This window comes from Dactylosporangium sp. NPDC048998 (assembly GCF_043197855.1).
Classification (GTDB): domain Bacteria; phylum Actinomycetota; class Actinomycetes; order Mycobacteriales; family Micromonosporaceae; genus Dactylosporangium.
This window is the reverse complement of record NZ_JBICTV010000007.1, coordinates 166,149-188,861: the sequence shown is the minus strand read 5'-3', so window position 1 is coordinate 188,861 and position 22,713 is coordinate 166,149. Positions and strand designations below refer to the sequence as shown.

Annotated in this window: 24 protein-coding genes; 13 read left to right on the top strand and 11 right to left on the bottom strand. The window is 71.0% G+C overall.

What is annotated here, in order from left to right; all coding sequences use genetic code 11:
- Window positions 1–6 precede the first annotated feature (6 nt).
- Window positions 7–1,983 (top strand): MDR family MFS transporter, encoded by a 1,977-nt coding sequence (locus ACGFI8_RS19655; RefSeq protein WP_392806696.1) that lies wholly within the window; start codon window positions 7–9, stop codon window positions 1,981–1,983.
- A gap of 815 nt (window positions 1,984–2,798) precedes the next feature.
- Window positions 2,799–3,032: a MarR family transcriptional regulator gene (locus ACGFI8_RS19650; RefSeq protein WP_392806908.1), complete on the top strand. Its 234-nt coding sequence runs from the start codon at window positions 2,799–2,801 to the stop codon at window positions 3,030–3,032.
- A 202-nt stretch (window positions 3,033–3,234) separates the two neighbouring features.
- Here ACGFI8_RS19650 and ACGFI8_RS19645 read toward each other — a convergent pair whose 3' ends face one another.
- Window positions 3,235–3,765 carry a general stress protein gene (locus tag ACGFI8_RS19645; protein ID WP_392806694.1) on the bottom strand — a complete coding sequence of 177 codons (531 nt, stop codon included), beginning with the start codon at window positions 3,763–3,765 and terminating at the stop codon, window positions 3,235–3,237.
- A gap of 173 nt (window positions 3,766–3,938) precedes the next feature.
- Here ACGFI8_RS19645 and ACGFI8_RS19640 point away from each other — a divergent pair, with 173 nt between their 5' ends.
- Window positions 3,939–4,181 (top strand): PspC domain-containing protein, encoded by a 243-nt coding sequence (locus tag ACGFI8_RS19640; protein ID WP_392806692.1) that lies wholly within the window; start codon window positions 3,939–3,941, stop codon window positions 4,179–4,181.
- Between the two features lie 142 nt (window positions 4,182–4,323).
- On the opposite strand, the gene ACGFI8_RS19635 is transcribed toward ACGFI8_RS19640, so the two are convergent.
- The 3 genes from ACGFI8_RS19635 to ACGFI8_RS19625 form a co-directional block, all read right to left on the bottom strand.
- Window positions 4,324–4,959 carry a nucleotidyl transferase AbiEii/AbiGii toxin family protein gene (locus ACGFI8_RS19635; RefSeq protein ID WP_392806690.1) on the bottom strand — a complete coding sequence of 212 codons (636 nt, stop codon included), beginning with the start codon at window positions 4,957–4,959 and terminating at the stop codon, window positions 4,324–4,326.
- The gene (locus ACGFI8_RS19630; RefSeq protein ID WP_392806688.1) at window positions 4,956–5,294 is read right to left on the bottom strand and encodes a hypothetical protein; all 339 of its coding nucleotides are present in this window, start codon (window positions 5,292–5,294) and stop codon (window positions 4,956–4,958) included. Before ACGFI8_RS19630 ends, ACGFI8_RS19635 begins: the two co-directional genes overlap by 4 nt.
- A gap of 265 nt (window positions 5,295–5,559) precedes the next feature.
- Window positions 5,560–6,654: an AI-2E family transporter gene (locus ACGFI8_RS19625; protein ID WP_392806686.1), complete on the bottom strand. Its 1,095-nt coding sequence runs from the start codon at window positions 6,652–6,654 to the stop codon at window positions 5,560–5,562.
- Window positions 6,655–6,813: 159 nt separating this feature from the next.
- Between ACGFI8_RS19625 and ACGFI8_RS19620 the strand changes: the two genes are divergently transcribed.
- From ACGFI8_RS19620 to ACGFI8_RS19610, 3 genes are all read left to right on the top strand, one after another.
- Window positions 6,814–7,539: a lysophospholipid acyltransferase family protein gene (locus tag ACGFI8_RS19620; RefSeq protein WP_392806684.1), complete on the top strand. Its 726-nt coding sequence runs from the start codon at window positions 6,814–6,816 to the stop codon at window positions 7,537–7,539.
- Window positions 7,536–8,468 carry an acyl-ACP desaturase gene (locus ACGFI8_RS19615; protein ID WP_392806682.1) on the top strand — a complete coding sequence of 311 codons (933 nt, stop codon included), beginning with the start codon at window positions 7,536–7,538 and terminating at the stop codon, window positions 8,466–8,468. The genes ACGFI8_RS19620 and ACGFI8_RS19615 overlap by 4 nt, the downstream gene beginning before the upstream one ends.
- A 321-nt stretch (window positions 8,469–8,789) precedes the next feature.
- Complete coding sequence (locus ACGFI8_RS19610) at window positions 8,790–9,149, top strand: Lsr2 family protein (protein ID WP_392806681.1); 360 nt, start codon at window positions 8,790–8,792, stop codon at window positions 9,147–9,149.
- Window positions 9,150–9,235: 86 nt separating this feature from the next.
- On the opposite strand, the gene ACGFI8_RS19605 is transcribed toward ACGFI8_RS19610, so the two are convergent.
- From ACGFI8_RS19605 to ACGFI8_RS19585, 5 genes are all read right to left on the bottom strand, one after another.
- Window positions 9,236–9,520, bottom strand: coding sequence for an EAL domain-containing protein (locus ACGFI8_RS19605; RefSeq protein ID WP_392806679.1), 285 nt, complete (start codon window positions 9,518–9,520; stop codon window positions 9,236–9,238).
- A gap of 226 nt (window positions 9,521–9,746) precedes the next feature.
- Window positions 9,747–10,934: an ROK family protein gene (locus ACGFI8_RS19600; protein WP_392806677.1), complete on the bottom strand. Its 1,188-nt coding sequence runs from the start codon at window positions 10,932–10,934 to the stop codon at window positions 9,747–9,749.
- Between the two features lie 47 nt (window positions 10,935–10,981).
- Window positions 10,982–12,241: a sugar ABC transporter permease gene (locus ACGFI8_RS19595; RefSeq protein WP_392806675.1), complete on the bottom strand. Its 1,260-nt coding sequence runs from the start codon at window positions 12,239–12,241 to the stop codon at window positions 10,982–10,984.
- Window positions 12,238–13,011 (bottom strand): ATP-binding cassette domain-containing protein, encoded by a 774-nt coding sequence (locus ACGFI8_RS19590; RefSeq protein ID WP_392806673.1) that lies wholly within the window; start codon window positions 13,009–13,011, stop codon window positions 12,238–12,240. The genes ACGFI8_RS19595 and ACGFI8_RS19590 overlap by 4 nt, the downstream gene beginning before the upstream one ends.
- 118 nt (window positions 13,012–13,129) lie before the next feature.
- Window positions 13,130–14,218 (bottom strand): sugar ABC transporter substrate-binding protein, encoded by a 1,089-nt coding sequence (locus tag ACGFI8_RS19585; RefSeq protein ID WP_392806672.1) that lies wholly within the window; start codon window positions 14,216–14,218, stop codon window positions 13,130–13,132.
- Between the two features lie 194 nt (window positions 14,219–14,412).
- On the opposite strand from ACGFI8_RS19585, the gene ACGFI8_RS19580 reads away from it, so the two are divergent.
- The 5 genes from ACGFI8_RS19580 (at window position 14,413) to ACGFI8_RS19560 (ending at window position 17,965) form a co-directional block, all read left to right on the top strand.
- Complete coding sequence (locus ACGFI8_RS19580; RefSeq protein WP_392806670.1) at window positions 14,413–14,976, top strand: 2'-5' RNA ligase family protein; 564 nt, start codon at window positions 14,413–14,415, stop codon at window positions 14,974–14,976.
- Window positions 14,977–15,011: 35 nt separating this feature from the next.
- Window positions 15,012–15,449 (top strand): M15 family metallopeptidase, encoded by a 438-nt coding sequence (locus tag ACGFI8_RS19575; RefSeq protein ID WP_392806668.1) that lies wholly within the window; start codon window positions 15,012–15,014, stop codon window positions 15,447–15,449.
- Window positions 15,449–15,610 (top strand): M15 family metallopeptidase, encoded by a 162-nt coding sequence (locus tag ACGFI8_RS19570; protein WP_392806666.1) that lies wholly within the window; start codon window positions 15,449–15,451, stop codon window positions 15,608–15,610. The genes ACGFI8_RS19575 and ACGFI8_RS19570 overlap by 1 nt, the downstream gene beginning before the upstream one ends.
- Before the next feature lie 57 nt (window positions 15,611–15,667).
- Complete coding sequence (locus ACGFI8_RS19565; RefSeq protein ID WP_392806664.1) at window positions 15,668–17,194, top strand: PQQ-binding-like beta-propeller repeat protein; 1,527 nt, start codon at window positions 15,668–15,670, stop codon at window positions 17,192–17,194.
- A 222-nt stretch (window positions 17,195–17,416) separates the two neighbouring features.
- Window positions 17,417–17,965, top strand: a complete 549-nt coding sequence (locus ACGFI8_RS19560) for a GtrA family protein (RefSeq protein WP_392806663.1) — start codon at window positions 17,417–17,419, stop codon at window positions 17,963–17,965.
- Window positions 17,966–18,181: 216 nt separating this feature from the next.
- Here the strand turns inward: ACGFI8_RS19560 and ACGFI8_RS19555 are convergent, their stop codons facing one another.
- Window positions 18,182–18,610 (bottom strand): hypothetical protein, encoded by a 429-nt coding sequence (locus tag ACGFI8_RS19555; protein ID WP_392806661.1) that lies wholly within the window; start codon window positions 18,608–18,610, stop codon window positions 18,182–18,184.
- Entirely contained in the window at window positions 18,611–19,945 is a 1,335-nt protein-coding gene (locus tag ACGFI8_RS19550; protein ID WP_392806659.1) for a KamA family radical SAM protein, read from the bottom strand.
- A gap of 190 nt (window positions 19,946–20,135) precedes the next feature.
- Here ACGFI8_RS19550 and ACGFI8_RS19545 point away from each other — a divergent pair, with 190 nt between their 5' ends.
- Both ACGFI8_RS19545 and ACGFI8_RS19540 read left to right on the top strand, forming a co-directional pair.
- Window positions 20,136–21,203, top strand: coding sequence for a zinc-binding alcohol dehydrogenase (locus tag ACGFI8_RS19545; RefSeq protein ID WP_392806657.1), 1,068 nt, complete (start codon window positions 20,136–20,138; stop codon window positions 21,201–21,203).
- Window positions 21,200–22,702, top strand: a complete 1,503-nt coding sequence (locus ACGFI8_RS19540) for an amidohydrolase (RefSeq protein WP_392806655.1) — start codon at window positions 21,200–21,202, stop codon at window positions 22,700–22,702. The genes ACGFI8_RS19545 and ACGFI8_RS19540 overlap by 4 nt, the downstream gene beginning before the upstream one ends.
- Window positions 22,703–22,713: the final 11 nt, after the last annotated feature.

Genomic DNA, 22,713 nt, shown 5'->3' with positions numbered 1-22,713 from the left:
AACGCCTTGAGCACATCACCAGCGGCAACCGCGCCGGCCGCGACGGGAGACACCGCGCTGACGCACCGGCAGATCGTCACCATCCTGACCGGCCTCATGATGGCGATGTTCCTCGCCGCGCTGGACCAGACCATCGTCTCGACCGCCATGCGGACCATCGCCGACGATCTCGGCGGCTTCTCCCTGCAGGCGTGGGCCACCACGGCCTTCCTGATCACGTCGACGATCTCCACCCCGTTGTACGGCAAGCTGTCGGACATCTACGGGCGCAAGCCGTTCATCCTCTTCTCGATCGGCATCTTCATCGTCGGCTCGGTGCTCTGCGGCATGTCGGGCTCGATCTACGCGCTCGCCGCCTTCCGGGCAATCCAGGGTATCGGCGCCGGCGGCCTGTTCTCCCTCGCGTTCGCCATCATCGGCGACGTGGTGCCGCCCCGGGAGCGGGCCAAGTATCAGGGGTACTTCCTGGCCGTGTTCGGCACCTCCAGCGTCCTCGGCCCGGTCCTCGGCGGCTTCTTCGCCGGCTCCAGCCAGATCCTGGGCATCACCGGCTGGCGCTGGATCTTCTACATCAACGTGCCGATCGCCCTCGCCGCGTTCCTCGTCGTCATGCGCGTGCTGCACATCCCGCACCGCCGCCAGGACCACCGCATCGACTGGCCCGGCGCGCTCGCCCTGATCGTGACCCTGGTGCCGCTGCTCACCGTCGCCGAGCAGGGCCGCGAGTGGGGCTGGGGCTCCGGCCGCTCGCTGCTGTGTTACGGCATCGGCGCCGTCGGCCTGGTGCTGTTCCTCATCGCCGAGGCCGCGTACAAGGACGAGGCCCTGCTGCCAATGCGGCTCTTCGGCAACCGGACGTTCTCGGTCGCCTCGATCAGCAGCTTCGTCCTGGGCATGGCGATGTTCGGTGGCCTGCTGACCCTGCCGCTCTACCTGCAGATCGTCAAGGGCGCGACGCCGACCAAGGCCGGCCTCATGCTGCTGCCGCTCGTGCTGGGCATCATGACCGGCTCGATCGTCTCCGGCCAGGTCATCGCGCGCACCGGCCGCTACCGGATCTTCCCGATCGTCGGCTCGATCCTCATGTTCGCCGCCCTGGCGCTGTTCACGCGCATCGGCGCCGACACCCCGCTGTGGCGCACGATGCTCATCATGGTTGTCATGGGCCTCGGCCTGGGCGGCAACATGCAGCCGGTGATCACCGCGGTGCAGAACGCCGCCAACCCGCGCGAGATCGGCGTGGCCACCTCGGCCGTGACATTCTTCCGCTCGATGGGCGGCACGCTCGGCGCCGCCGTCTTCCTCTCGGTCCTGTTCAGCATCCTGCCCGACAAGATCAAAAACGCCTTCACCGCGGCCCAGTCCACCCAGGCCTTCCAGGCCGCGGCGCGGGCCCACCCCGACCAGCTGCAGGGCATCCGCCAGACCACGGGGTCCGGCACGTCCGGCTCCCTCAACGACACGTCGTTCCTCGAGAAGCTCGACGCCACCCTGTCCCACCCGTTCAAGGTCGGCTTCTCCGACTCGATGACCGTCGTGTTCACGGTCGCCGCCGGCATCATGGTCGTCGGCTTCCTGGTCATCCTGTTCCTGCCGGAAATCCCGCTCCGCTCGATGTCCGCCGCCCAGGCCCGCGCCGCGGAGGACGCCGCTGCCTCTGGTGGTCCCGGGTCCGCGGCCACGTCACCCTCCGCCTCCGTCGACGGCGCGCCCGCGGCTTCTCCGGCGGCTGGCGCTCACTCCGGGGCGGACGCGTCCGCGGCGTCCGTCTCGCCGAACGGCGGTGCATCGGCGAACAGTGGCGACTCGCCGTCGACGCTGACGACAACCGCGCTGGCGTCGGCCGGCGGCGCCCACGAGGCCGACGACGTCGCCCAACCGAGCGGCAACGGCCACAGCCCGGCCCACGCCGCCCAGCCCGGCGCCCACGAAGCGGACGGCGAGGCCCCGGCGACGGACACCCCACCCCGCCACTCCCGCTGACGCTCCACCACCCACGCGTCCGGGCCCGGCGCGATTCACTCCGCCGGGCCCGGACCTCCAACTTCCGCCGCCGCCCCTTCGGCGCGCACGCTCTGACCCCTGCCGCGCCCCGCCGGGCCCGGACCCGTCCAGTCCCCGGCCGCTGTCGCTTCAGCGCGCCCGGACCGGGCCGCTGGTTCGGCCGGGCCTGCAGCGTCCGGTTTCCGGCCGCTGCCGCCTCGTGCGCACGCTCCGGCCCCAGCCGCGCTCGGGTCCGGACCGTCCGGTTCCCGGCCGCTGTCGCTTCGGCGCGTACGCCGCGGTCCCCAGCCGCGCTCCGGCCCCTGCCGCGTTCGGGTCCGGACCGTCCGGTTCTCGGCCGCTGTCGCTTTGCGTGTGCGGTCCGGGCGCGCTGGTTCGGCCGGGCCTGGAGCGTTTCGGTTCCTGGCCGCTGCCGCTTCGGCGCGCACGCTGCGGTCCCCTGCCGCGTTCCGTCGGGTCTGGACCGTTCGGTTTCCGGCCGGGGCCGCTGTGTGGTGCTGGTTCCGTTGGCCGCTGCAGCGGCTATGGCGGGGCAACGCGCGCGAGAGCCTAGCCCGTGATCCGCCGCTACCGCGCCGGCTGTCCGGGATAGCCCAAACTGCCCTTCTCCCGTCCGCTTCGACCCCACCCCGCGGCCTGTTTTCTGATCACGGAGACAAAATGTACAAGGAGCAGCACGCTAGCAGCACGCTCACTCCGTGATCACGAGAACCGCCCCAACGGCGTCCACGGGCGGCCAGCCGCCCACCTAGTTTCCTAGGACGCCGGAGCGGGAGTGGCCTAGCGCGCTCGGCCTGTTACCGGTTGAGCTCGCGGCGCGCCTGCAGGTCGCCACGCCTACCGTGGTGAAAGCCGCGACACGGATGGTGAAGGACGGGCTGATTGAGCGCCGGCCGGATCTGCGGGACCGACGCATGGTTCGGCTCCGCCTGACGGAGAAGGGCTGCGCGTGCATCCGGTCGATGATCTTCTGCAGCGCGGCCGCCAGCACGTCCCGCTCTTCGTCGCTGAGCGTGGCCGCCGCATGAGCGGCGAGTCGCCGGCGGGCCTCCTCGATCGGGGTCTGGACCGCGCCGCCGGCCCTGTAGTGGAGCTTGTGGAGAGCGGTGGCCTGGTGGCCCCTCGCGGTCGGGCTCGCGGCTGCTGGTGCTGCCGCGAGCCGTCCGGGCCGCGTGTCGCTGGTGGCGTTCGGGTTGTGGAGTCGTTGTCGGGTGTCGCGTGGTGTCCCGGCTAGTTCGCGGCGCGCCAGTTCTGGCGGGTGATGAGCACCCTTGCCTCGTCGGCGAACTCCGCCTCGACGGTCACCGCGTACTGGCCGGCCTGCAGGGAGCTGCGCGACGTGAAGTCGCGGCGACCGCCGGTGAGGGCGTGCGCGATCGCTCCGAACACGCCGCCCCACAGCGCGCCGACGATGATTGTGGTGAGCAGGATGCCGAGCCAGTTCGAGTTGCTGAACAGCGTGAACAGGATGCCGACGAACAGGCCGAACCAGGCGCCGCTGGCGACGCCGGCCAGCGCGGCGCGACCTACGGTGAGCCGGCCGAGCACGTTCTCGACCAAACGTAGATCGGTTCCGATGATCGCGGTCCGCTCGACCGGGAAGCCGTTGTCGGAGAGGTAGTCGACGGCCTGCTGGGCGCCGGCGTAGTCGGCGAAGCGCGCGACGGTGACCGTGCTGCGGCCGAGCTCGACAAGCTCGTCGATGTTCGGGTCCGGTTCGGGGGAGGGCGTTGGGGGTTCTTCCAACGGAGGGGTCGTCATGCGCGCAAGGGTAGAGATGTCCGGGCTGTCCCGCCCGATACGCGGCCGTGTCGGGAGCGCGTCGCTTTCCGTGGTCGTGTGCCGACCCTCGGTGCCGCCGAGGTGAGGACTCAGGGGAGGTTCAGGGCGTTACCCGAGGTCGCTGGGGCGTTTCGGCGGGCAACCTTGCTGTCATGACCGACATCAAACGGCTCCGCCGCTCGCAAACCGACCGGACCGTCGCCGGTGTCCTCGGCGGCATCGCCGAGTACCTCGGCGTCGACCCCACCATGGTCCGCGCCCTCTTCCTGCTCTCCATCCTGCTGACCGGGGGCGTCGCCGTCCTCGCGTACCCGATGCTCTGGATCGTCATGCCCGAGGCGCCGCCGACGCCGGTGAGCCCTGCGCCCAACGATCACCTGCCCTATGGCGCATGACTGGCCGGTGACTCCGGCGTGACGATCCAGGCACGGATCGTGCCGCCGGTGTCACCGTCCGGTTTCCCTGCCCGGGAAACAACTGGCCCGGGGAGACAGCTGGCCCGGGGAGATAGCTGCCCGGGAAGCAGCTGGCCGGGAATCAGCGCGGCCAGTCGCGCAGGCGGTGGCGCAGGCCCGCGATCCGCTCCGCGTCCAGGCCGTAGAAGGCGAACCGGCCGTCGTCCAGGCGGTCGAGGTACCGCCCGGCGGCCACGACGTCGTCGTCCTCCAGCGCCGGATCCTGGCGGCGTGCCAAGTCCAGCAGCTCGGCCACCGTGTACCGGTCCAGCGCGGCCGCGACGTCGATGTAGTCGCGCACCTCGCGGCGGTTGACCAGCGCCGCGACCTTCGTGGCGATCAGGTCGTCCAGGTGCATGACGGGGCCGACGTCCATCATCACGGGGCTCTGGCTGCGGTCCAGGCGGGAGAGGGTCAGGCGTACCGTGCGATCGCCGTCACCCACGGTGAACTCCCGCTGGTCGAAGCCGGCGAACAGCTCGAGGAGGTCGTCGGCCTCCTCCTCGTGCACCGTGTACCCGGCCTCGCGCAGCGCCGTGCACACCGCGTCGGCGGCCGCGCCCGCGGCGCCGTCGGTGTCGGTGAACAGGTCGACGTCCTCGGTGGGGCGCTCGACGAGGCCGTTCATCAGCCAGGCGAAACCACCGCCGAGCACGAAGCCGTGACGCTCCGCGACGGCGAGCGCCACGCGGGCGACGTCGGTGTAGAAAGGAATCACCGGTTGCGCAGCGCGGCGTGCCGGGCCTCCCACGCGCGGCGCACGCCGTGCGGCAGGTTGAGCTCGGGCCACACCTGCACGAGGAGCCGCTTGTTGAGGAAGCGGCGCAGCTCGTCGTGGCGGATCGCCTCGCGCAGCACGTTCTCGTACATCCACAGCAGCAGGTCGTGGTTGTCGAGGTCGAACCGGCGCTGCGGGTTCCACATCAGCCGCTGCGGCAGCTCGACGACGCCGTGGACCGGCCCGCGCAGCTCGTCGAGGGTTCGCGCGACGAGGGCAGGACGGTGCGGACGGGCCAGGTAGGCCACCGGTCCGCGCGCCGACTCGTCCTGCATGGCCCGAAGTGTACCCGGGCGCCGCTTTGCCGGGGCCATCACCGTCGCGGCGTGTAGCGGAGCCGTGCGGCCTTCGTCGGGTGCGACGCTCACGGCCCGTGCGGGCGGCGTCACCCATGCGACCCCTGCGGACGGTGTGTCCGCTGGGGCCGATGAGGATCGTGCGTCGTTGACGGACCGTGGCAGGGCCGTGACACGAACGGCCGGCATCCGGTGCGCCGTCGACCTGGACCACGCGGCCTGCGAGCCTGTTAGCAGGGGGAGGTCAGCGCAAGTTCTGCCGAGGTATGACCACCTCGCGGACGAGCAGCTGCACCGCCGCGACGACCGGAATCGCGACGAGCGCGCCGACGACGCCGAGCAGCGCGACGCCGACGAGCACCGACAGGATCGCGGCCAGGTCGGTGACCTTCACCGCGCGGCGCATCACCCTCGGGTAGATCGCGTAGTTCTCGACCTGCTGATAGATGATGAAGAACACCACGCACGCGATGCCGGCCTGGATCGATGTCGCGAATCCGACGATGCTCACCACGACCGCGCCCAGCGTGGCGCCGATCTGCGGGATCAGGTCGGTGACGGCGACGAGGACGGCGAGGGCGTACGGGTACGCGACGCCGAGGACCAGCAGGAACAGGAACGACGACAGGCCCGCGACCACCGCGATCGCCAGCGCGCCGCCCAGGTAGGCGCCGACCTTGGTGAGGATCTCGTCGCCGAGCAGCCGAACGCGTTCGCGCCGCGACGCCGGCACCAGGCGGTAACCGCCCGCTTTGAGCCGGTCGAAGGCGGCCATGAAGTACAACGTCAGCACGATGACCGTCAGGATGTTGAACAGCGCCGAGAACGCGACCTGCACGCCGCCCCAGACGCCACCGAGCGCCTTGGTGGCGTTACCCGGCGTCGCGACGCTCTTGAGCTGGTCCAGCAGCCGATACTGTTCGTTGAGGCGGTTGAGCTGGTCGTTTCGCTGCAGGTTGTCGATGTACTGCGGGAGGTTCTCGATCAGCGCGTTGCTCTGCTGCACCAGCGGCGGGATGAGCGCCACGATGCCGCCGCACAGCACCAGCATCGCGCCGATACCGACCGTGGCGACCGCGAGCCCGCGCGGCATGCCCCACTTCCTCAGCCGTACCACCGCGGGATTGAGGCCGATCGCGAGGAACATCGCGATGAAGATGAGGATCAGGATCGAGCGGACGTTCTGCACCGCCAGGTAGGCGCTGTAGGCCAGCAGCAGGCCCAGGCCGGCGGTGAACCCGATGATCAGCGGCGAGCGGCGCATCGGCGGCCCGGGGCGGCCGAACCGCGGCGGCTCGACGACCACCACGTCGATGTCGACCTCGACCTCCGGCTTCACCGGTGCGGCGGGCTCAAGCGGCTCAGACGCCGTAGGTGGTGGAGAGGGTGGCGCCGGCGGGTCCTGCACCTCATCCTGCACTGTGAACTCCCTGGGAATGCAGCTCTACTTGGGGCAGGGTACCGGGTGTGCTCCACCAGGGACCGCTAGCGTATTGTCATGGCAGATCTGGTGTACCCGCCGGTCATCGCGTGCGCGCGGACCATGTTCCGGCTTCTCGGCATGAGGATCACGATCGAGGGCGAGGAGCACGTGCCGGCCGACGGGGGAGCCGTCATCGCCTGTAATCACGTTTCATATCTCGACTTCATCTTCTGTGGCCTCGGCGCCCGCCGCTCCAAGCGCCTCGTGCGGTTCATGGCCAAGGACTCGATCTTCCGCCATGGCATCGGCGGGCCGTTGATGCGCGGCATGCACCACATTCCTGTCGACCGCGACGCGGGCATGGCCTCATACAAGGCGGCGCTGTCCGCGCTCAAGGCCGGCGAGGTCGTCGGCGTGTTCCCCGAGGCCACGATCAGTCAGTCGTTCACCGTCAAGGACCTCAAGAGCGGCGCGGCCCGCCTCGCCGCGGCCACCGGCACGCCGCTGGTACCCATGGTGCTGTGGGGCACCCAGCGATTCTGGACCAAGGGCCACCCCCGCGACCTCACACAGCGTGGCGTGGCGATCACGATTCTTATCGGGGAGCCGCTGCACCCGGGGCGCCGCGACAACCAGGACGCGGTCAGCGCCGAGCTGCGCGCCCGCATGACGACCATGCTCGACCGGGCCCAGCGGGAGTACCCGCAGGCGCCGAAGGGTCCGGACGACGCGTGGTGGCTGCCGGCCCACCTGGGCGGCAGCGCACCGGCACCAGCTGTCTATGAACCGGAGACGAAGTGAGCCCAGCCGAACCCACCGACCTGCTCGTACTGCTGCGCGAGCTCGAACCCGTCGTCGAGGAGAACCTCAACCGGCACCTGGCCACGGCCAAGGAGTGGTTCCCGCACGAGTACGTGCCGTGGAGCGAGGCCCGCGACTTCGACGGGATCCTCGGCGGGGAGGCGTGGGAGCCGGGGCAGTCCAAGCTGTCCGAGGTCGCCCGGGTCTCCCTCGTCGTCAACCTGCTGACCGAGGACAACCTGCCCAGCTATCACCACGAGATCGCCAGCGTCTTCGGGCGCGACGGCGCGTGGGGGACATGGGTGCATCGGTGGACAGCCGAGGAGGGCCGGCACGGCATCGCGATCCGTGACTATCTGCTTGCGACGCGTGCCGTCGACCCGGTCGAGCTCGAGCGGGCGCGCATGGCCCACATGGAGGGCGGCTTCCGCAACTCCTACGACGGGCTGATCGAGTCCGTCGCCTACGTGTCGTTCCAGGAGCTCGCGACCCGCGTCTCGCACCGCAACACCGGCACCATGTCCGGCGACCCGGTGTGCGAGCAGCTGCTGGCCCGCGTCGCCGCCGACGAGAACCTGCACATGGTCTTCTACCGCAACCTGCTCGGCGCCGCGTTCGACCTCGCTCCCAACACCACGATGCGCGCCCTGACCAGGGTGGCCTCCACGTTCCAGATGCCCGGCCACACCATCGAGAACTTCGGCCGCAAGTCGGTGCAGATCGCCAAGGCCGGCATCTACGACCTGCGACTGCATCATGACGATGTGCTGACCCCGGTGCTGCGCCAGGTCCGCGCGTTCGACCGGACGCTGTCCGGCGACGGCGAGGCGGCGCGTGAGGAACTCGCCACCTTCATGACCGACCTCGACGCGCAGGCGTCACGCTTCGTCGAGCGCCGCGACGCGCAGCGTGCGCGGGCGGCGGTCTGACGGCGTCCGCCTTCCGCACCCTTTCCGGGCGCCCGCGTGCTGCGGGCGCCCGGCCTTTTTTGGCAGCTGTACCGCATGAGCGACCCTCCGGTCGCTCGGCCGCACGGCTCCGCCGGGCGTTTGTGTGATGCTCCGGTCACTCGGTGCGGGTATAGGCAGGACCTTCGATCGTTCAGGGCGGCGGTTGCCTTCCGTGAGCGTTGCAGTAGGCTGCGACGACCGTTCCGTGCCCGTCACTGCCCGTCTGACCGATTTCACCGTGTCCGGCGGCGCCGTGCGGGCTGCGGAATTTCACTCCCCGTATCGGAAGGCAGCATCGCCATGGCCAGACGCGTGATACATGAGCTGATCGACGACCTCGACGGCGGGCTCGCCGACGAGAGCCTCAGCTTCGGCCTCGACGGCGTGCAGTACACCATCGATCTGTCCGCGAAAAACGCGGCCGAGTTGCGGGACGTGCTCGCGCCCTTCGTCGCGGCCGCCACGAAGCTCGGCCGGACGGCCGCTCAAGCGCCACCGGCGCGCGGCGGCCGCGGCCGCCCGGTCCTGTCCGCCCGCGCCGAGCGGGAACAGAACCGGGCGATCCGCGAATGGGCGCAGAGCAAGGGACTGGAGGTCTCCGACCGCGGCCGGATCCGCGCCGACATCGTCGAACGGTTCCACGCCGAAGCGGGAAGCTGAACAGGGGGCGCCCAGATGCGGGCGCCCCCTTCGTCTGGGCATCATCCAATGGGAGCCGACCGGCCGCGCCGACGGTGACTGAACGGTCACGCCGCCAGGGCGGCGCCGTTGCGCAGGAGCAGGATCGCCTCCGCCGCCGGCAGCGGGCGTGAGAAGTAGTAGCCCTGCCCCAGGTCGGCGCCCATGCGGCGCAGGGCGAGGAATTGTGCGTACTGCTCGATGCCCTCCGCGACCGTGCTCATCCCGAGGCTTTGGCCGAGCTGCACGATCGTGCGGGCCAGGGCCGCGTCCGGTGCCGCACCGCTGAGGCGTTCGACGAAGGAGCGGTCGATCTTCAGTTTGTCGACGGGGAAGCGGCGGGGGTAGGCCACCTCGCCATCGTGCCCCCCGATCTTCCAGTGTCGCGTGACCGCCTGATCGGGTCCGGGGGAGCCGAGCTGAGCGGCGCTCCGGGCGGGCACCCGACCCGCACCCGACCTGCACACCGCGCGACGCCGTCGCCTCGGCACGCGAAAAATCGTGAAATGTCCGATATGTCGGGTGCGGCAGCGCCCGACATATCGCCGGCACGTACCGGCCGGGAAAGACCAGTGCGGGTCAGGCCGAGTCGAGTGGATCGGCGAAGAGCGGCTCGAAGGCCAGCTCCGCGGCGCCGAGCAGTGCCGCGTCCTGGCCCAGCTGCGGGGTGCGCAGGCGGACGTGCTCGCGGCAGGCCGGCAGCCCGTTGCGGTTGAGGCGGCTGCGCACCTGGGCGGCGGAGGCGAGGTACACCTCCCGGAGCGTGCCGCCGAAGATCACCATCTCCGGGTTGAAGATGTTGACCAGGTTGGCCACGCCGAAGCCGAGCCAGTCGCCGACCTGGCGCATCGCCGCCTGCGCGGTGTTGTCGCCCCGGGACGCGGCGTCGACCACGGCCAGGATGCCGTCGCGGCCGGCGGTCGGGTTGCGCCCGGCGGCGGACAGCAGCGCGTGCTCGCCGATCTCGGTCTCCCAGCAGCCGCGGGAGCCGCAGCTGCACGGCTTGCCGTTGGGGTTGACGACCATGTGGCCGACCTCGCCGCCGTATCCGCCGTGGCCGGTGACCGGGCGGCCCGCGGCGATGATGCCGCCCCCGACGCCGGCGTCGCCGTAGAGGTAGACGAGGTTGTCGCAGCCGGCGGCGGCGCCGCGGGTGTGCTCGGCGAGGGCGGCGAGGTCGGCGTTGTTGCGCACGGCCACGGGCCGGCCGTCGCCGATGAGGTCACGCAGGGCCTCGCCGAGGGGCTGGTCGGCCCAGCCGAGCTGGGGGCCGAGCCGGACGAACCCGTCCTCGCGGCGCACCATGGCCGAGACCGCGGCGCCACTGCCGATGAGCCGGGCGCCGGCGGGGACGGTGACCTGCATCTTGCGCACGAAGTCGGCGATCGGCGCGACGACGGTGGCGGCGTCGTGCTCGCCGCGCGGGCGGGCGGCCTCGAACCGGTCGAGCAGCACCCCGCCGAGCCCGACCCGGGCGGCGACGATCCGGTCGACCTCGACGGCGAAGGCGTAGACGGAGACCTTCTCCGATTCGGGCCGCACCACCAGGGAGGGGCGTCCGGCCCGGCCCCGCTGCTCGCGTGGTACCCCCTCGCTGACCAGGCCGGCGGCGGCCAGGTCGGCGGTCAGCGCGCCGATGGTGCTGCGGTTGAGTCCCAGGCTCGCCGTGAGGTCGGCGCGGGACATGGCGCCGTGGAGGTGCACGGAACGCAGGAGCGCTCCGAGGTTGCTCCGGCGGATCTCCTCCTGGCTGGGGCCAACGCGCATGCTCGGCTTTCTTGTGGGGGTGCGGAAATGAGCCTAGTCGTTCAGCGTCATCGCAGGCCCGCCGCGGCCGCGCGGCGCCGGGTCACCGCGTCGATACCGGCGGCGAGCAGGAGCACGACGCCGGTGACGACGTACTTCGTGCCGGGGCTGTAGTCCATCAGGCCCATGCCGTTCTCGATGACGGCCACCACCGCACCGCCGAGGACCGCGTTGAGCACCCGGCCCTTGCCCCCGAAGAGGCTGGTGCCGCCGATGACGGCCGCGCCGACCGCGTACAGCAGCACGTTGCTGCCGCCGGTGTTCGGGTTGACCGAGGCGTCCCGCGACGCGGCCACGATGCCGCCGACGGCCGCCATGGTGGAGCAGATGACGAACACGGAGATGCGGATCGCGTCGACGTGGATGCCGGCGCGGCGGGCGGCCTCGCGGTTGCCGCCGACGGCGTAGATGTGCCGGCCGAACGCGGTGCGGTTGAGCATGAACGTGCACAGCGCGAGCAGGACGCCGACGATGAGCACGATCATCGGCACGCCCCGCTGGGAGATCGTGTCGCTCTTGGAACGCTCCAGGTTGAGCGTCCACACCGCGCCGCCGAGCAGCACCGCGACGGTGACGACGCGGATCGCGATGACCGACGGCGGCTCGGCCGACAGCCCGTGGCGCACCCGGCTGTAGCGCTTCCACAGGTGCAGGGCGAGCATCCCGGCGACGGTGACGCCGTAGAGCACCCAGCCCTGCTCCGGGGTGAACCGCCCGTCGAAGTTGATCTTCTTGATGGTCGGGTCGTCGACGGCGACGATCGTGCCGCCCTTTATCAGCAGCAGCACCGCGCCCTGGAAGGCCAGGAACGCGGCGAGCGTGACGACGAACGACGGTATGCCGAGCTTGGCCACGAGCAGGCCGATGAGCAGCCCGATCGAGGCGCCGGTGAGGATGGCGCCCAGCACCGCCGCATACCACGGCAGGCCGAAGTTCGTCAGCAGTACCGCGAGGACGGACGCGCAGACCCCGCTGGCGAACCCGGCGGACAGGTCGATCTCGCCGAGCAGGAGCACGAACACGAGCCCCATCGCGATGACCGTGACGGCCGCGCCCTGGTTGAGCAGGTTCGCCAGGTTGCCCGCGGTGACGAACCGCGGCCGGGCGACGGAGAACACGATGGTCAGCGTGAGCAGCCCCAGCACGGCCGGCAGCGCGCCCATGTCGCCGCCGCGCACCCGGGCCACGTAGCCGCGGGTGTACGCCGCGAAGCCGTCGCGGGACCGCTCGCCGGTGCGCTCCTGCGCCTGCAGAGTCGGCGCGGTCATACCGTGGCTCCGTTCTGGCGCAGCCCGAGCTCACCGCTGCGGCCGGTCGTGATGAGCTCGACGACCTGTGAGTGGGTTACGTCGGTGGCGCGGACCTCGGCGGCCATCTGCCCGAGGTACAGCGCGGCGATGCGGTCGGCGACGGCGAACACGTCGTTCATGTTGTGCGAGATGAGGACGACGGCCAGCCCGTTGTCGGCCAGGCGGCGCACCAGCTCCAGGACCTGGGCGGTCTGCGCGACGCCGAGGGCGGCGTTGGGCTCGTCGAGGATGACGATGCGGTTGTTCCACAGCACGGCCTTGGCGATGGCGACCGTCTGCCGCTGGCCGCCGGACAGGCTCGAGACCGGCTGGCGGACCGACGCGACCGTGCGCACCGACAGGCTCGCCAGGGTCTCGGCGGCCCGCTGTTCCATGGTGATGTCGTCGAGGACCAGTCCGCGGCGGATCTCCCGGCCGAGGAACATGTTCTGCACGATGTCGAGGTTGTCGCACAGCGCCAGGTCCTGGTACACGATCTCGACCCCGAGCGCGGCGGCGTCGCGCGGGCCGTGCACGGACACCGGCCGGCCGTCGAACAGGTACTCCCCGGAGTCGATCGAGTAGATCCCGCCGATGCACTTGACCAGGGTGGACTTGCCGGCCCCGTTGTCGCCGACCAGGGCGGTGACCTGCCCGGCCTGGACCGAGAAGTTCACGTCGCGCAGCACCTGGACGGGGCCGAAGCTCTTGCTGAGCCCGCGGATCTCCAGCAGGGGTGTATCGGTCACGATGCTCCTTCGGGCCGGCCCGCAGTGGCGGGCGCGGCGTCGCCCCGGCGATCGCGACCGGCTCCGGTGCCGCCGTGTCCGCCGGGCTGGCAGATCCCCAGGTGTGAGACCCGGTACCTTACTTGATACCTGCTGCGGAACACTTCGCGGCGAAGTCGGCGGTACACACCTCGCTCGCCGCGATGTACCCGTCGTTGACGACGTCCTTGACGTTGTCCCTGGTGATCGCCTTCGGATCGAGCAGGATCGCGTCCACGTCCCGCTTGCCCAGCGGGTCGTAGACCTTGCTGTCCGTGACGCCCGTCTCACCTTTGGCCAGGCCGATGGCCAGCTGCGCGGCCGCGGCGGCCTCGCGACGCACGTCCTTGTAGACCGTCATGCACTGGTCGCCGTTGAGGATGTTCTGCAGGCCCTGCGCGGTCGCGTCCTGCCCGGTGACCGGGATGCGCCCGTTGAGCCCCTGCTTCTTGAGCACGTTGATGGCCGCGTTGGCCAGCCCGTCGTTGGCGGCGATCACCCCGCCGATGTTCGGCTGGGCGGTCATCATCTGCTCGAACGTCGTCCCGGCCCGGGTGTTGTCCCACTCCTCGATCCACTGGTCCGGACCCTTGACGTACTCGCCGGAGGAGAACTTGGGGCCCAGCACGGCGTCGTAGCCGTTCTTGAACAGCGTCGAGTTGTTGTCGGTCTGCGAGCCGTTGAGCTCGGCTACGACCGGCCGGCTGATCTTCGCGTCGGCGAGGCAGCGGACCAGGCCCTGACCCTGGAGCGTGCCGACGGCGGTGTTGTCGAACGACACGTAGTAGCGGGCCGAGCCGCCGAGCGTGAGCCGGTCGTAGTCGATGGTGGCCACGCCGGCGTTGCGGGCCTTGTCCAGCACCGCCTTGCCGGTGCCGGAGTCCAGGTTGACGATCATGAGCACGTCCACACCCTGGGTGATCATCTGCTCGGCGAGCGTGGTGAACGCGCTCTTGTCGTTCTGCGCGTTCTGGATCTCGTAGTCGACCCCGGCGGCCTTGAACGCGGCGGCCAGATACTTGCGGTCCGCGGTCTCCCAGCGCGCCGAGGACTTGCTGTCGGGCAGGATGACCCCGATGCGCGGCCTGCCGCCGCGCGCGCCGGTGCCGGACACGTTCTCGGTGCAGGCGGCGAGCCCGCTCGCGGCCAGCACGCTCACCGCCAGCAGGGAGAGGATCCCTCTGCGCATCGCACGGGTCCTTTCGGTGTCGATCGGGGTTCGACGGTGATGTGTCGGGCAACGTATTGCGTGCCGCCCGCGCGCACAAGGGAACTATCGCCGGTGGACGGTTGCCGCCCGTAACGATTCCGCAAAGTGCCGGCAATCACGCCAGCTCACGTCGCATGACAGACCGAACTATTGTGGACGCTCAGCGAGATTCGATGCGTACGGGGGCGCGCATGGGGCACCACGCCGAGCAGACCGCGGTCATCGTCGCCGTGCCGGAGGCCGAGCCGGTCGTCGGCCGGTATCGCGCCGCCTACGACCAGGCCGCGGGCTGGGGCGTCGGTGCGCACGTGACGGTCCTGTTCCCGTTCGTGCCGCCCGACGCGCTCGACGCCACCGCGCTGGCGGACCTGGCCGCCGCCGTTGCCTCGGTGCCGCGGTTCACCGCCGAGCTGACCGCCGCCCGCTGGTTCGACGACCGGGTGCTGTGGCTGGCCCCGGAGCCCGGCGACCGGTTCCGCGCGCTCACCGCCGCCGTCTGGGCGCGGTTTCCGGCATGCCCGCCGTACGAGGGGCGCCACGCCGAGGTGATCCCGCACCTGACGGTCGGCGACAGCGCCCCCGTCGAACGGCTGCGCGCCGCACAGGCCGCGATCGAGCCGCTGCTGCCGGTGCGGTTCGCCGTCACCACGGCCCGGCTGATCCGCGGCCGCGCGGCGCCGGACTCCTGGACGACGGTCGCCGAACTGCCGCTGGGCGCGCCACGGCCGGCACTCTGAGCTGCTCAACCGGCACGAGCCGTAACATCTACCCGGTGGCCGCGACGTTGCGGACAAGCCCGGCAAGACGCGCCGTCGCCGGGCTCCTCGCGGCGGCGTGCCTCGCCCCGACCGCCGGTTGCGGCGGCTCCGCAGGCGCCCCGGTCGGCCTGGACGACCTGCGGCTCGTGCACGTGTCCTATGTGGACTTCGACGGCGCCACCCGCCCCGGGCGGCTCGTCGTGCACCGCGCGATCGCCGAGGCGACCCTGCGGGTGTTCCAGCGGCTGCGCCAGGCGCGCTTCCCGATCCGCGGCATGAATCTCATCGAGCAGTACGGCGGCAGCGACGACGCCTCCATGGCGGCGGACAACACGTCGGCGTTCAACTGCCGCAACGTGCCCGGCACCAGCCACTGGTCCAACCACGCCTTCGGCCGGGCGATCGACGTGAACGCCGTGGAGAACCCCTACCTTGCGGCCGGGCGCGGGTGATGCCGCCGGCGGGGAAGTCCTATCTGGACAGACGCGACGTGCGGCCCGGCATGATCGTCGCCGGCGACGCCACCGTGCGCGCGTTCGCGGCCGAGGGCTTCGCCTGGGGCGGCGGCTGGAAGTCCGGCACGGACTACCAGCATTTCGAGAAACCGGTGTAGATCCCGTTTCACCGTTCGGATGAGCCGCAACCGGATCATCGACCCCATACTGTGCGCATGCCACGTGTGGGTCTGTTCCGGCTCATCGTCGCGGGGATGCTGGCGCTCATCGTCGGTGGTATCGCGACGACCGCGTACGCGCTGCGCAACGCCGGCTCCAAGCAGACCGCTCCCCGCGCCGGCGTCAAGGCGACCCGGGCCGTGGCGGCCCCGGCGTCCGCGTCGCCGTCGCCGCCGTTCGCCGGCTGGTCCGACCCGGCGCTGGTCGGCAAGCCGTACGGCACGAAGGTGCAGGGCCTGCTGACGTTCCGTGGCAACCCGACCCGCACGTACTACGGGCAGGGCCCGGTGCCCCGCACGACCCCGGTGCACAAGTGGCAGTTTCCGCAGTCGGGCGGGATGTGCTCGATGTCGACGGACAAGGGCAAGACCACCGAGTGGTGCGGCAACGGCTGGACCGGCCAGCCGGCCGTGTTCGAGCGCGACGGGCGCACATGGGTCGTGTTCGGCGCGTACGACCGCAGCATCCACTTCCTCGACGCGGCGACCGGCGAGCGCATCATGCCGGACTTCAAGACCGGCGACATCATCAAGGGCAGCGTCACGGTCGACCCGGACGGCTTCCCGCTGCTGTACTCCGGGTCACGCGACAACTACTACCGCGTCATCGCGCTGGACCGGGGCACGCCGACCGAGCTGTGGAAGCTCTCCGCGGACGCGGTCAAGCCGACGCTGTGGAACGACGACTGGGACGGCGCGGGCCTCATCATCGACGACTACCTGCTCGAGGGCGGGGAGAACAGCCAGTTCCACATCGTGAAGCTCAACCGCGGGTACGGCCCGGACGGCAAGGTGACCGTCAACCCGCAGCTGGTGTTCCACACGCCCGGCTGGGACGATCAGCTGCTCAAAGACTTCGGCGACACCAACGTGTCGATCGAGAACTCGGTCGCCGTCTACAAGGACACCGTGTACTTCGCCAACTCCGGCGGCCTGGTGCAGGGCTGGGACCTCTCCGGCCTCAAGCAGGGCCGGATGCCGACGAGGACGTTCCGGTTCTGGACCGGCGACGACACCGACGCGTCCGTGGTCGTGGACTCCGACGGGTTCCTGTACGTCGGGTCGGAGTTCGAGAAGGGCAACGCCCGCTCCCGGGAGGTAGGGCAGATGCTCAAGCTCGACCCGTCCAAGCCCGACAACCCGGTGGTGTGGTCGGTGAAGGACCAGGGCTCCAAGCCGGCCGGGATCTGGGGGACGCCGGCGCTGTTCAAGGACATCGTCGTCTACGACACCACGGGCGGCGACGTGCTGGGCATCGACCGGGCCACGGGGGAGGTGCGGTGGCGCTTCCACGTGCCGGGCGGGGAGACGTGGCAGTCCCCGGTGATCGTCGACGACACGCTGTTCATCGGCGACTGCGCGGGCACGATGCACGCTTACGACGTGGCGAACACCCACGCCGACCCGCGCCCGCTGTGGGAGCTGAAGATCGGCGGGTGCATCGAGTCGACGCCGGCCGTCTGGAAGGGCGCGATGTACTTCGGCACCCGCGCCGGCGCGGTCCACGCACTGTCAACGTCCTGACCGGACGCTTATCCTAGCATCCTAGGACGCCATTGGTGGCGTGAGCGCTTCCAAAGTGCGGGATTTCCATCCTCGCGGAGTACACGCGCTGCTCCTTGTACATGTCGACCTGGTGTTCGGCCGGCGGTTGCCGCACGATCGCGGAATCGTTGTGCCGGCCGGTGATCGCATTGACGGAACCCTGACGGCCAAGGCGCGCGGGACTCCGGGATGATTGTGCGCATGACGCTGGAGCGCAAGCCCGCCGAGCGGCTCGGCGACTTCCTCACCGCCTGGGTGGAGCGCCTGCCCCCGCGCCTGCGCCGCGTCCTGCCGCGCGAGCTGGTCGGCTTCGCCATGCTCGGCGCCTTCACGTTCTGCATCGATCTCACGGTGCTGGCGATGCTGCGACACTGGACGCACCTGCCGATGCCGGCCGCGGTGTCGATCGCGTATGTGGGCGCGTTCGGCCTCAACTTCGTGCTCAACCGCACCGTCAACTTCCGCTCACACGCGCCGGTCGGCGGCCAGATCGTGCGGTACGCGGTCGTGATACTCGGCGACTACCTCATCACGGTCACGGTGACGACCGGCCTGTCGACCCTGGGCCTGGACTTCCGCGCCGCCCGGATCCTGGCGTCGTTCATCGTGGCGGTGTTCACATACTCGGCGTCGCGCTGGTGGGTCTTCCGTGACCGCTCGACCCCTACCGCGCTCACCGACCCCGCCCCGGCCATGCTGGGTGCCGCCGACGCCGAAGACCGCGACGCGGTAGGCGACACCGTCGCTTAGCTCGTGGTGTGGTGTCAACGGTCCGGCCTGTCGCACGGCGCGACCTGCGCTCGCGCAGGTCGCGCCGTGCCTCCTCGGCCGTCGCCGCTGGTCCGGACCTTCGACGTCTTTTCCTAGCATCCTAGGACGCCCTACAGGACGTGGCTTCGCCACGTCTGAAAAGCACAATCCAGCCGCTGCGCGGCGAACTTTCGTTTTTTCGGCGCGGTGCGCGGGCTACCTCGCGCTCGGAGCCGGGGATGGGGTCCGGGGCGTCGTGATCTGGTTCTGGCGGGCCACGACGGCGTCGAGGTACCAGCCGGCGCGCTCGTCGGTGCGGAACGTCAGCACGGCGACGGTCTGGGCCTTGTGGTCGAAGCCGATGTCGACGCGGCCAGCGCTGGCGAAGAGGTGGCGCTGGCCGGCGAGCAGCTCGGGTGAGCGGGCCCGCGCCCACGCGGCCGCGAGCTGGTCGGGGTCGCGGGTCTCGTGGCCGGTGGGGGCGGCGGTGGCCTGGGCGCCGGCGATGCGGGTGCCGTGGGCGCAGTGCAGCTGCTCGGCTGGGTCGAAGCGGGCGGCGTCGCGGTGGCCGGTCCAGTTGACGTAGGTGACGAGCGCCGCGGCGGCGAGGCTGATGCCGAGGAGGCGGAGGGTGGTGCGGCGCACCTACTCAGCGTGCTCTTTTCGCCACCAGTCGGCGCCGGTTTCGGGCAAGGTGTCGATGGGGTCGTAGTAGGGGTAGGTGCGGTCGAGCTGGGTGGCGTCGTCTTCGATGCTGGTGCGGTAGTTCTTGGTCCAGTAGCTGATGCCGCGTTCGCGGTCGTATTCGGTGACCATGTGGACCCAGCGTTTGCCGACGTAGGGGACGTCGCAGACGATGCGGGGGGTGGCGTATCCGGGTAGGTAGCCCATGATGTCGTGCTGGAGTTGCTGTGCCTGCCAGACGGCGACGCGCCAGTGTTCGGCGTTGGGGATCATGTCGCACATGTAGAAGTAGTAGGGCAGGATGCCGGCCTCGCCTTGGAGGGCGAAGCAGAGGTCGAGCAGGTCTGTGGTGGTGGCGTTGACGCCGCGCATGAGGACGCCCTGGTTGCGTACGTCGCGGACGCCGACCTCGAGGGCGGTGTGGGCGGCCTTGGCGACGAGCGGGGTGAGGGACTGGGCGTGGTTGACGTGGGTGTGGATGGCGAGGTTGACGCCGCGGCGGGCGGCGGTGCGGGCGACGCGTTCGAGGCCTTCGACGACGGTGGGTTGCAGCCAGTGCTGGGGGAGGCCCATGAGGGCTTTGGTGGCGAGGCGGATGTCGCGGATGGTGTCGATGGCGAGCAGCTGCATGAGGAAGGACTCGAGCTGGTGCCAGGGGAGGTTGGCGACGTCTCCGCCGGAGACGACGACGTCTCGGACGCCGGGGTGGGTGCGGAGGTAGTCGAGGATGGCGGTGTGGCGATCGGCGGGTTTGGTGAGGAGTTTGAGTTTGGTGACGGTGGGGGTGTTGTTGCCGACGAGGTCCATGCGGGTGCAGTGGCCGCAGTACTGGGGGCAGGTGGAGAGGAGTTCGGCGAGGACTTTGGTGGGGTAGCGGTGGGTGAGGCCTTCGGCGACCCACATGTCGTGTTCGTGGAGTGAGTCGCGGGTGGCGTAGGGGTGGGAGGGCCAGTCGGTGAGGCGGTCGCTGGCGATGGGGAGCATGTAGCGGCGGATGGGGTCGTTGCGGAGGGTGTCGTCGGTGGGGGTGGTGGTGGGCACCATGGTGTTGATCATCTGTGGGGGGATGAGCATGGACATGGTGGCGTGGTTGGCCTGGTCGGCGGCGAGGTCGTCGTAGAAGGTGTCGGTGATGTGGTCGCCGAGCACGGTGCGGAGCTGGTTGATGTTCTTGACGCAGTGGGCGCGTTGCCATTGGGCGGATTCCCACTGTTCGCGGGTGACGTTCGTCCAGGCGGGGAAGCGTCGCCAGTCGGGTTCTTCGAGCGCGTGGCGCTGGTAGGCATATGGCTGCATGGTCCCGCTCCCTTATTTCTTCCGTCTATTCGGCAGATTAGCGGGAGATCTTCCGTTGAGCGACCCCTGTGACGGAAGTTTTGCCGCCGGTAGGGTGACTGGGCGGGATCCGCGCGCCGTGCTTGAAAGATATCCTGTACTCAGGCTAGTGTGCCGGAAAATCTTCGGTACATGTCGGGTGGTGCGGGAAATGAGTTCGCCGATCGGGTTGCATCGGGTGATTGAGCCGGCCGGGGTGCTGCCGCAGGCCGCGCTGCGCCTCGACGCGTCGCCGCGGATCGCCGACGACGAGGTCCGCGTCGGCGTGGAACGGCTCAACCTCGACGCGGCCAGCTACCGGCAGCTGGCCGTCGAGCACGGCGGCGACGGCGACCGCATCCGCGCGGCGGTGCTGGGCATCATCGACTCCCGCGGCAAGATGCACAATCCGGTCACCGGCTCCGGCGGGATGCTGATCGGCACCGTCGAGGAGGCGGGGCCCGCGTCGCCGCTCGGGCTGCGCCCCGGCGACCGGGTCGCGACCCTCGTGTCGCTCACCCTCACCCCGCTGGCCGTCACCGACGGGCTGCGCCGCTGGGACGGCCTCGGCGAGCAGGTGCCGTGCGACGGCCATGCGATCCTGTTCGCCCGGTCGATCGCCGCGGTGCTGCCCGCCGATCTCGACCCGCAGCTGGCTCTGGCCGTGCTCGACGTGTGCGGCGCCCCGGCGCTGGTGGCCCGCAGCCTGCGTGGGATGCTCGCCGGCCGCGGCGGGCCGGTCCGGGTCGTGGTCCTGGGCGCGGCCGGCAAGAGCGGCAGTCTCGCCCTGGCCGCGGCCCGCGCCGCCGGCGGCGACCGGGTGGTGAGTGTCGGCGTGGTCCGCGACGACGCCGAGCGTGACCTGCTGGCCGGGACGGGGCTGGCGGGGTCGGTCGTGGTCGCCGACGCCCGCGACGCCGTCGGTCTGGCCGCCGCCCTCGAGCGCTGCGGCGGGCCGGGCGACCTGACCGTCGTGTGTGTGGACGTCCCCGGGTGTGAGCACGCGGCGATCCTGGCCACCGCGTCGGGTGGCACGGTCATCTTCTTCTCCATGGCGACGTCGTTCCCGGCCGCGGCGCTGGGCGCGGAGGGCCTCGCCGCGGATGTGACGATGCTCATCGGCAACGGCTACGTGCCCGGTCACGCCGAGCACGCGCTGGGTCTGTTGCGATCCGACAGTGCGGTGCGCCACCTGTTCGAGGCGCGGTTGCGGCCGCGGTTGGCAGACTGGGCGGCATGAAGACGCTCTACCGCGGTGGCCTCGTCCACACCCCGGCCGATCCTTCCGCCACCGCGCTGCTCGCCGACGGCGGCCGCATCGCCTGGCTCGGACCCGACGCGGACGCGCCCGGCGGCGCGGACCGGGTCGTGGACCTCGATGGTGCCCTGGTCACCCCGGCGTTCGTCGACGCGCACGTGCACACCACCGCGACCGGGCTCACGCTGCAGGGTCTCGACCTCAGCGGCGTCGCGTCCGCGACGGAGGTCCTCGATGCGGTCGCGGTGCACGCGGCGGCGCTGCCCGGGGACGCCGTCGTCATCGGCCATGGCTGGGACGAGTCCGGGTGGGCCGACCAGCGCACCCCGACCGCGGCGCAGCTGGACCGGGCCGGTGGCGGCCGCCGCGTCTATCTTTCCCGCACGTGCGTGCACGCGGCGCTGGTGTCCACGGCGCTGCTGAGCGACGAGGCGAAGGCCGCGCCGGGCTACGACGACGGCGGGTGGCTGCGCCGCGACGCCCACCATGTGGTGCGGGAGGCGGCCTACGCGTCGATCACGGCGGCGCAGGTCGGTGCCGCGCAGCGGGCGGCGTTGCGTCATGCGGCGGCGCTGGGCATCGCCGCGGTGCACGAGTGCGGCGGGCCCGGCACGTCCGGGGAGGACGACTTCACCGCCGCGCTGGGGCACGGGCCGCGGTTCCCGCAGGTGTTCGGGCTGTGGGGGGAGGCCGGTGCGGCGGCGAAGGCGCGTGAGCTGGGTGCGATCGGCGCCGCCGGCGACCTGTACGCGGACGGGGCTCTCGGGGCCCGCACCGCCCACCTGCGTGCGGACTACCGCGACGAGCCGGGCTCCTGCGGCCACGGCTATCTCACGGCCGAGCAGGTCACCGACCATCTTGCGGGTTGTGCCGCGCACGGGGTGCAGGGCGGCTTCCACGCCATCGGCGATCGGGCGCTCGACACGGTCCTGGCCGGGTTCGCCGGCGCCGCGGCGAGGGTTGGCGTGGAACGGATCCGGGCCGGGCGGCATCGTATCGAGCACGCCGAGTTGCTGGACAAGGCGGCGATCGCCCGGTTTGTCGAGTACGGCATCGTCGCGTCGGTCCAGCCGGCGTTCGACCGGCTGTGGGGCGGCGAGCACGGCATGTACGCGCAGCGGCTCGGCGGGCAGCGGGCCCTGGCGGCGAACCCGATCGGTTCGATGGCCGGTGTCGGGGTGCTGCTGGCGTTCGGGTCGGACAGCCCGGTGACGCCGCTGGACCCGTGGGGCAGTTGCCGGGCGGCGATGCGCCACCACAACCCGGTGCAGCGCATCGGCGGCAAGGCCGCGTTCGCGGCGCACACCCGCGGCGGGTGGCGGGCCGCCGGGGTCGACGACGAGGGTGTGCTCAACCCGGGCGGGACGGCCACGTTCACGGTCTGGGACACCAGCGACGACCTCGGCGCCGTGCTCGGCGGCGAGGTCACCCCGGCCGCGCGCACCACCGTGCTGCGCGGCCTGGAGATCCACACGGTATGAACGGGAGGCGG

Bases quoted from the DNA above. Each gene is read 5' to 3' on its own strand.
- ACGFI8_RS19645 (WP_392806694.1), bottom strand. From the start codon at position 3,765: ATGACGACCCCTCCGTTGGAAGAACCCCCAACGCCCTCCCCCGAACCG.
- ACGFI8_RS19640 (WP_392806692.1), top strand. From the start codon at position 3,939: ATGACCGACATCAAACGGCTCCGCCGCTCGCAAACCGACCGGACCGTC.
- ACGFI8_RS19630 (WP_392806688.1), bottom strand. From the start codon at position 5,294: ATGCAGGACGAGTCGGCGCGCGGACCGGTGGCCTACCTGGCCCGTCCG.
- ACGFI8_RS19620 (WP_392806684.1), top strand. From the start codon at position 6,814: ATGGCAGATCTGGTGTACCCGCCGGTCATCGCGTGCGCGCGGACCATG.
- ACGFI8_RS19610 (WP_392806681.1), top strand. From the start codon at position 8,790: ATGGCCAGACGCGTGATACATGAGCTGATCGACGACCTCGACGGCGGG.
- ACGFI8_RS19600 (WP_392806677.1), bottom strand. From the start codon at position 10,934: ATGCGCGTTGGCCCCAGCCAGGAGGAGATCCGCCGGAGCAACCTCGGA.
- ACGFI8_RS19595 (WP_392806675.1), bottom strand. From the start codon at position 12,241: ATGACCGCGCCGACTCTGCAGGCGCAGGAGCGCACCGGCGAGCGGTCC.
- ACGFI8_RS19585 (WP_392806672.1), bottom strand. From the start codon at position 14,218: ATGCGCAGAGGGATCCTCTCCCTGCTGGCGGTGAGCGTGCTGGCCGCG.
- ACGFI8_RS19580 (WP_392806670.1), top strand. From the start codon at position 14,413: ATGCGTACGGGGGCGCGCATGGGGCACCACGCCGAGCAGACCGCGGTC.
- ACGFI8_RS19570 (WP_392806666.1), top strand. From the start codon at position 15,449: ATGCCGCCGGCGGGGAAGTCCTATCTGGACAGACGCGACGTGCGGCCC.
- ACGFI8_RS19565 (WP_392806664.1), top strand. From the start codon at position 15,668: ATGCCACGTGTGGGTCTGTTCCGGCTCATCGTCGCGGGGATGCTGGCG.
- ACGFI8_RS19560 (WP_392806663.1), top strand. From the start codon at position 17,417: ATGACGCTGGAGCGCAAGCCCGCCGAGCGGCTCGGCGACTTCCTCACC.
- ACGFI8_RS19550 (WP_392806659.1), bottom strand. From the start codon at position 19,945: ATGCAGCCATATGCCTACCAGCGCCACGCGCTCGAAGAACCCGACTGG.
- ACGFI8_RS19545 (WP_392806657.1), top strand. From the start codon at position 20,136: ATGAGTTCGCCGATCGGGTTGCATCGGGTGATTGAGCCGGCCGGGGTG.
- ACGFI8_RS19540 (WP_392806655.1), top strand. From the start codon at position 21,200: ATGAAGACGCTCTACCGCGGTGGCCTCGTCCACACCCCGGCCGATCCT.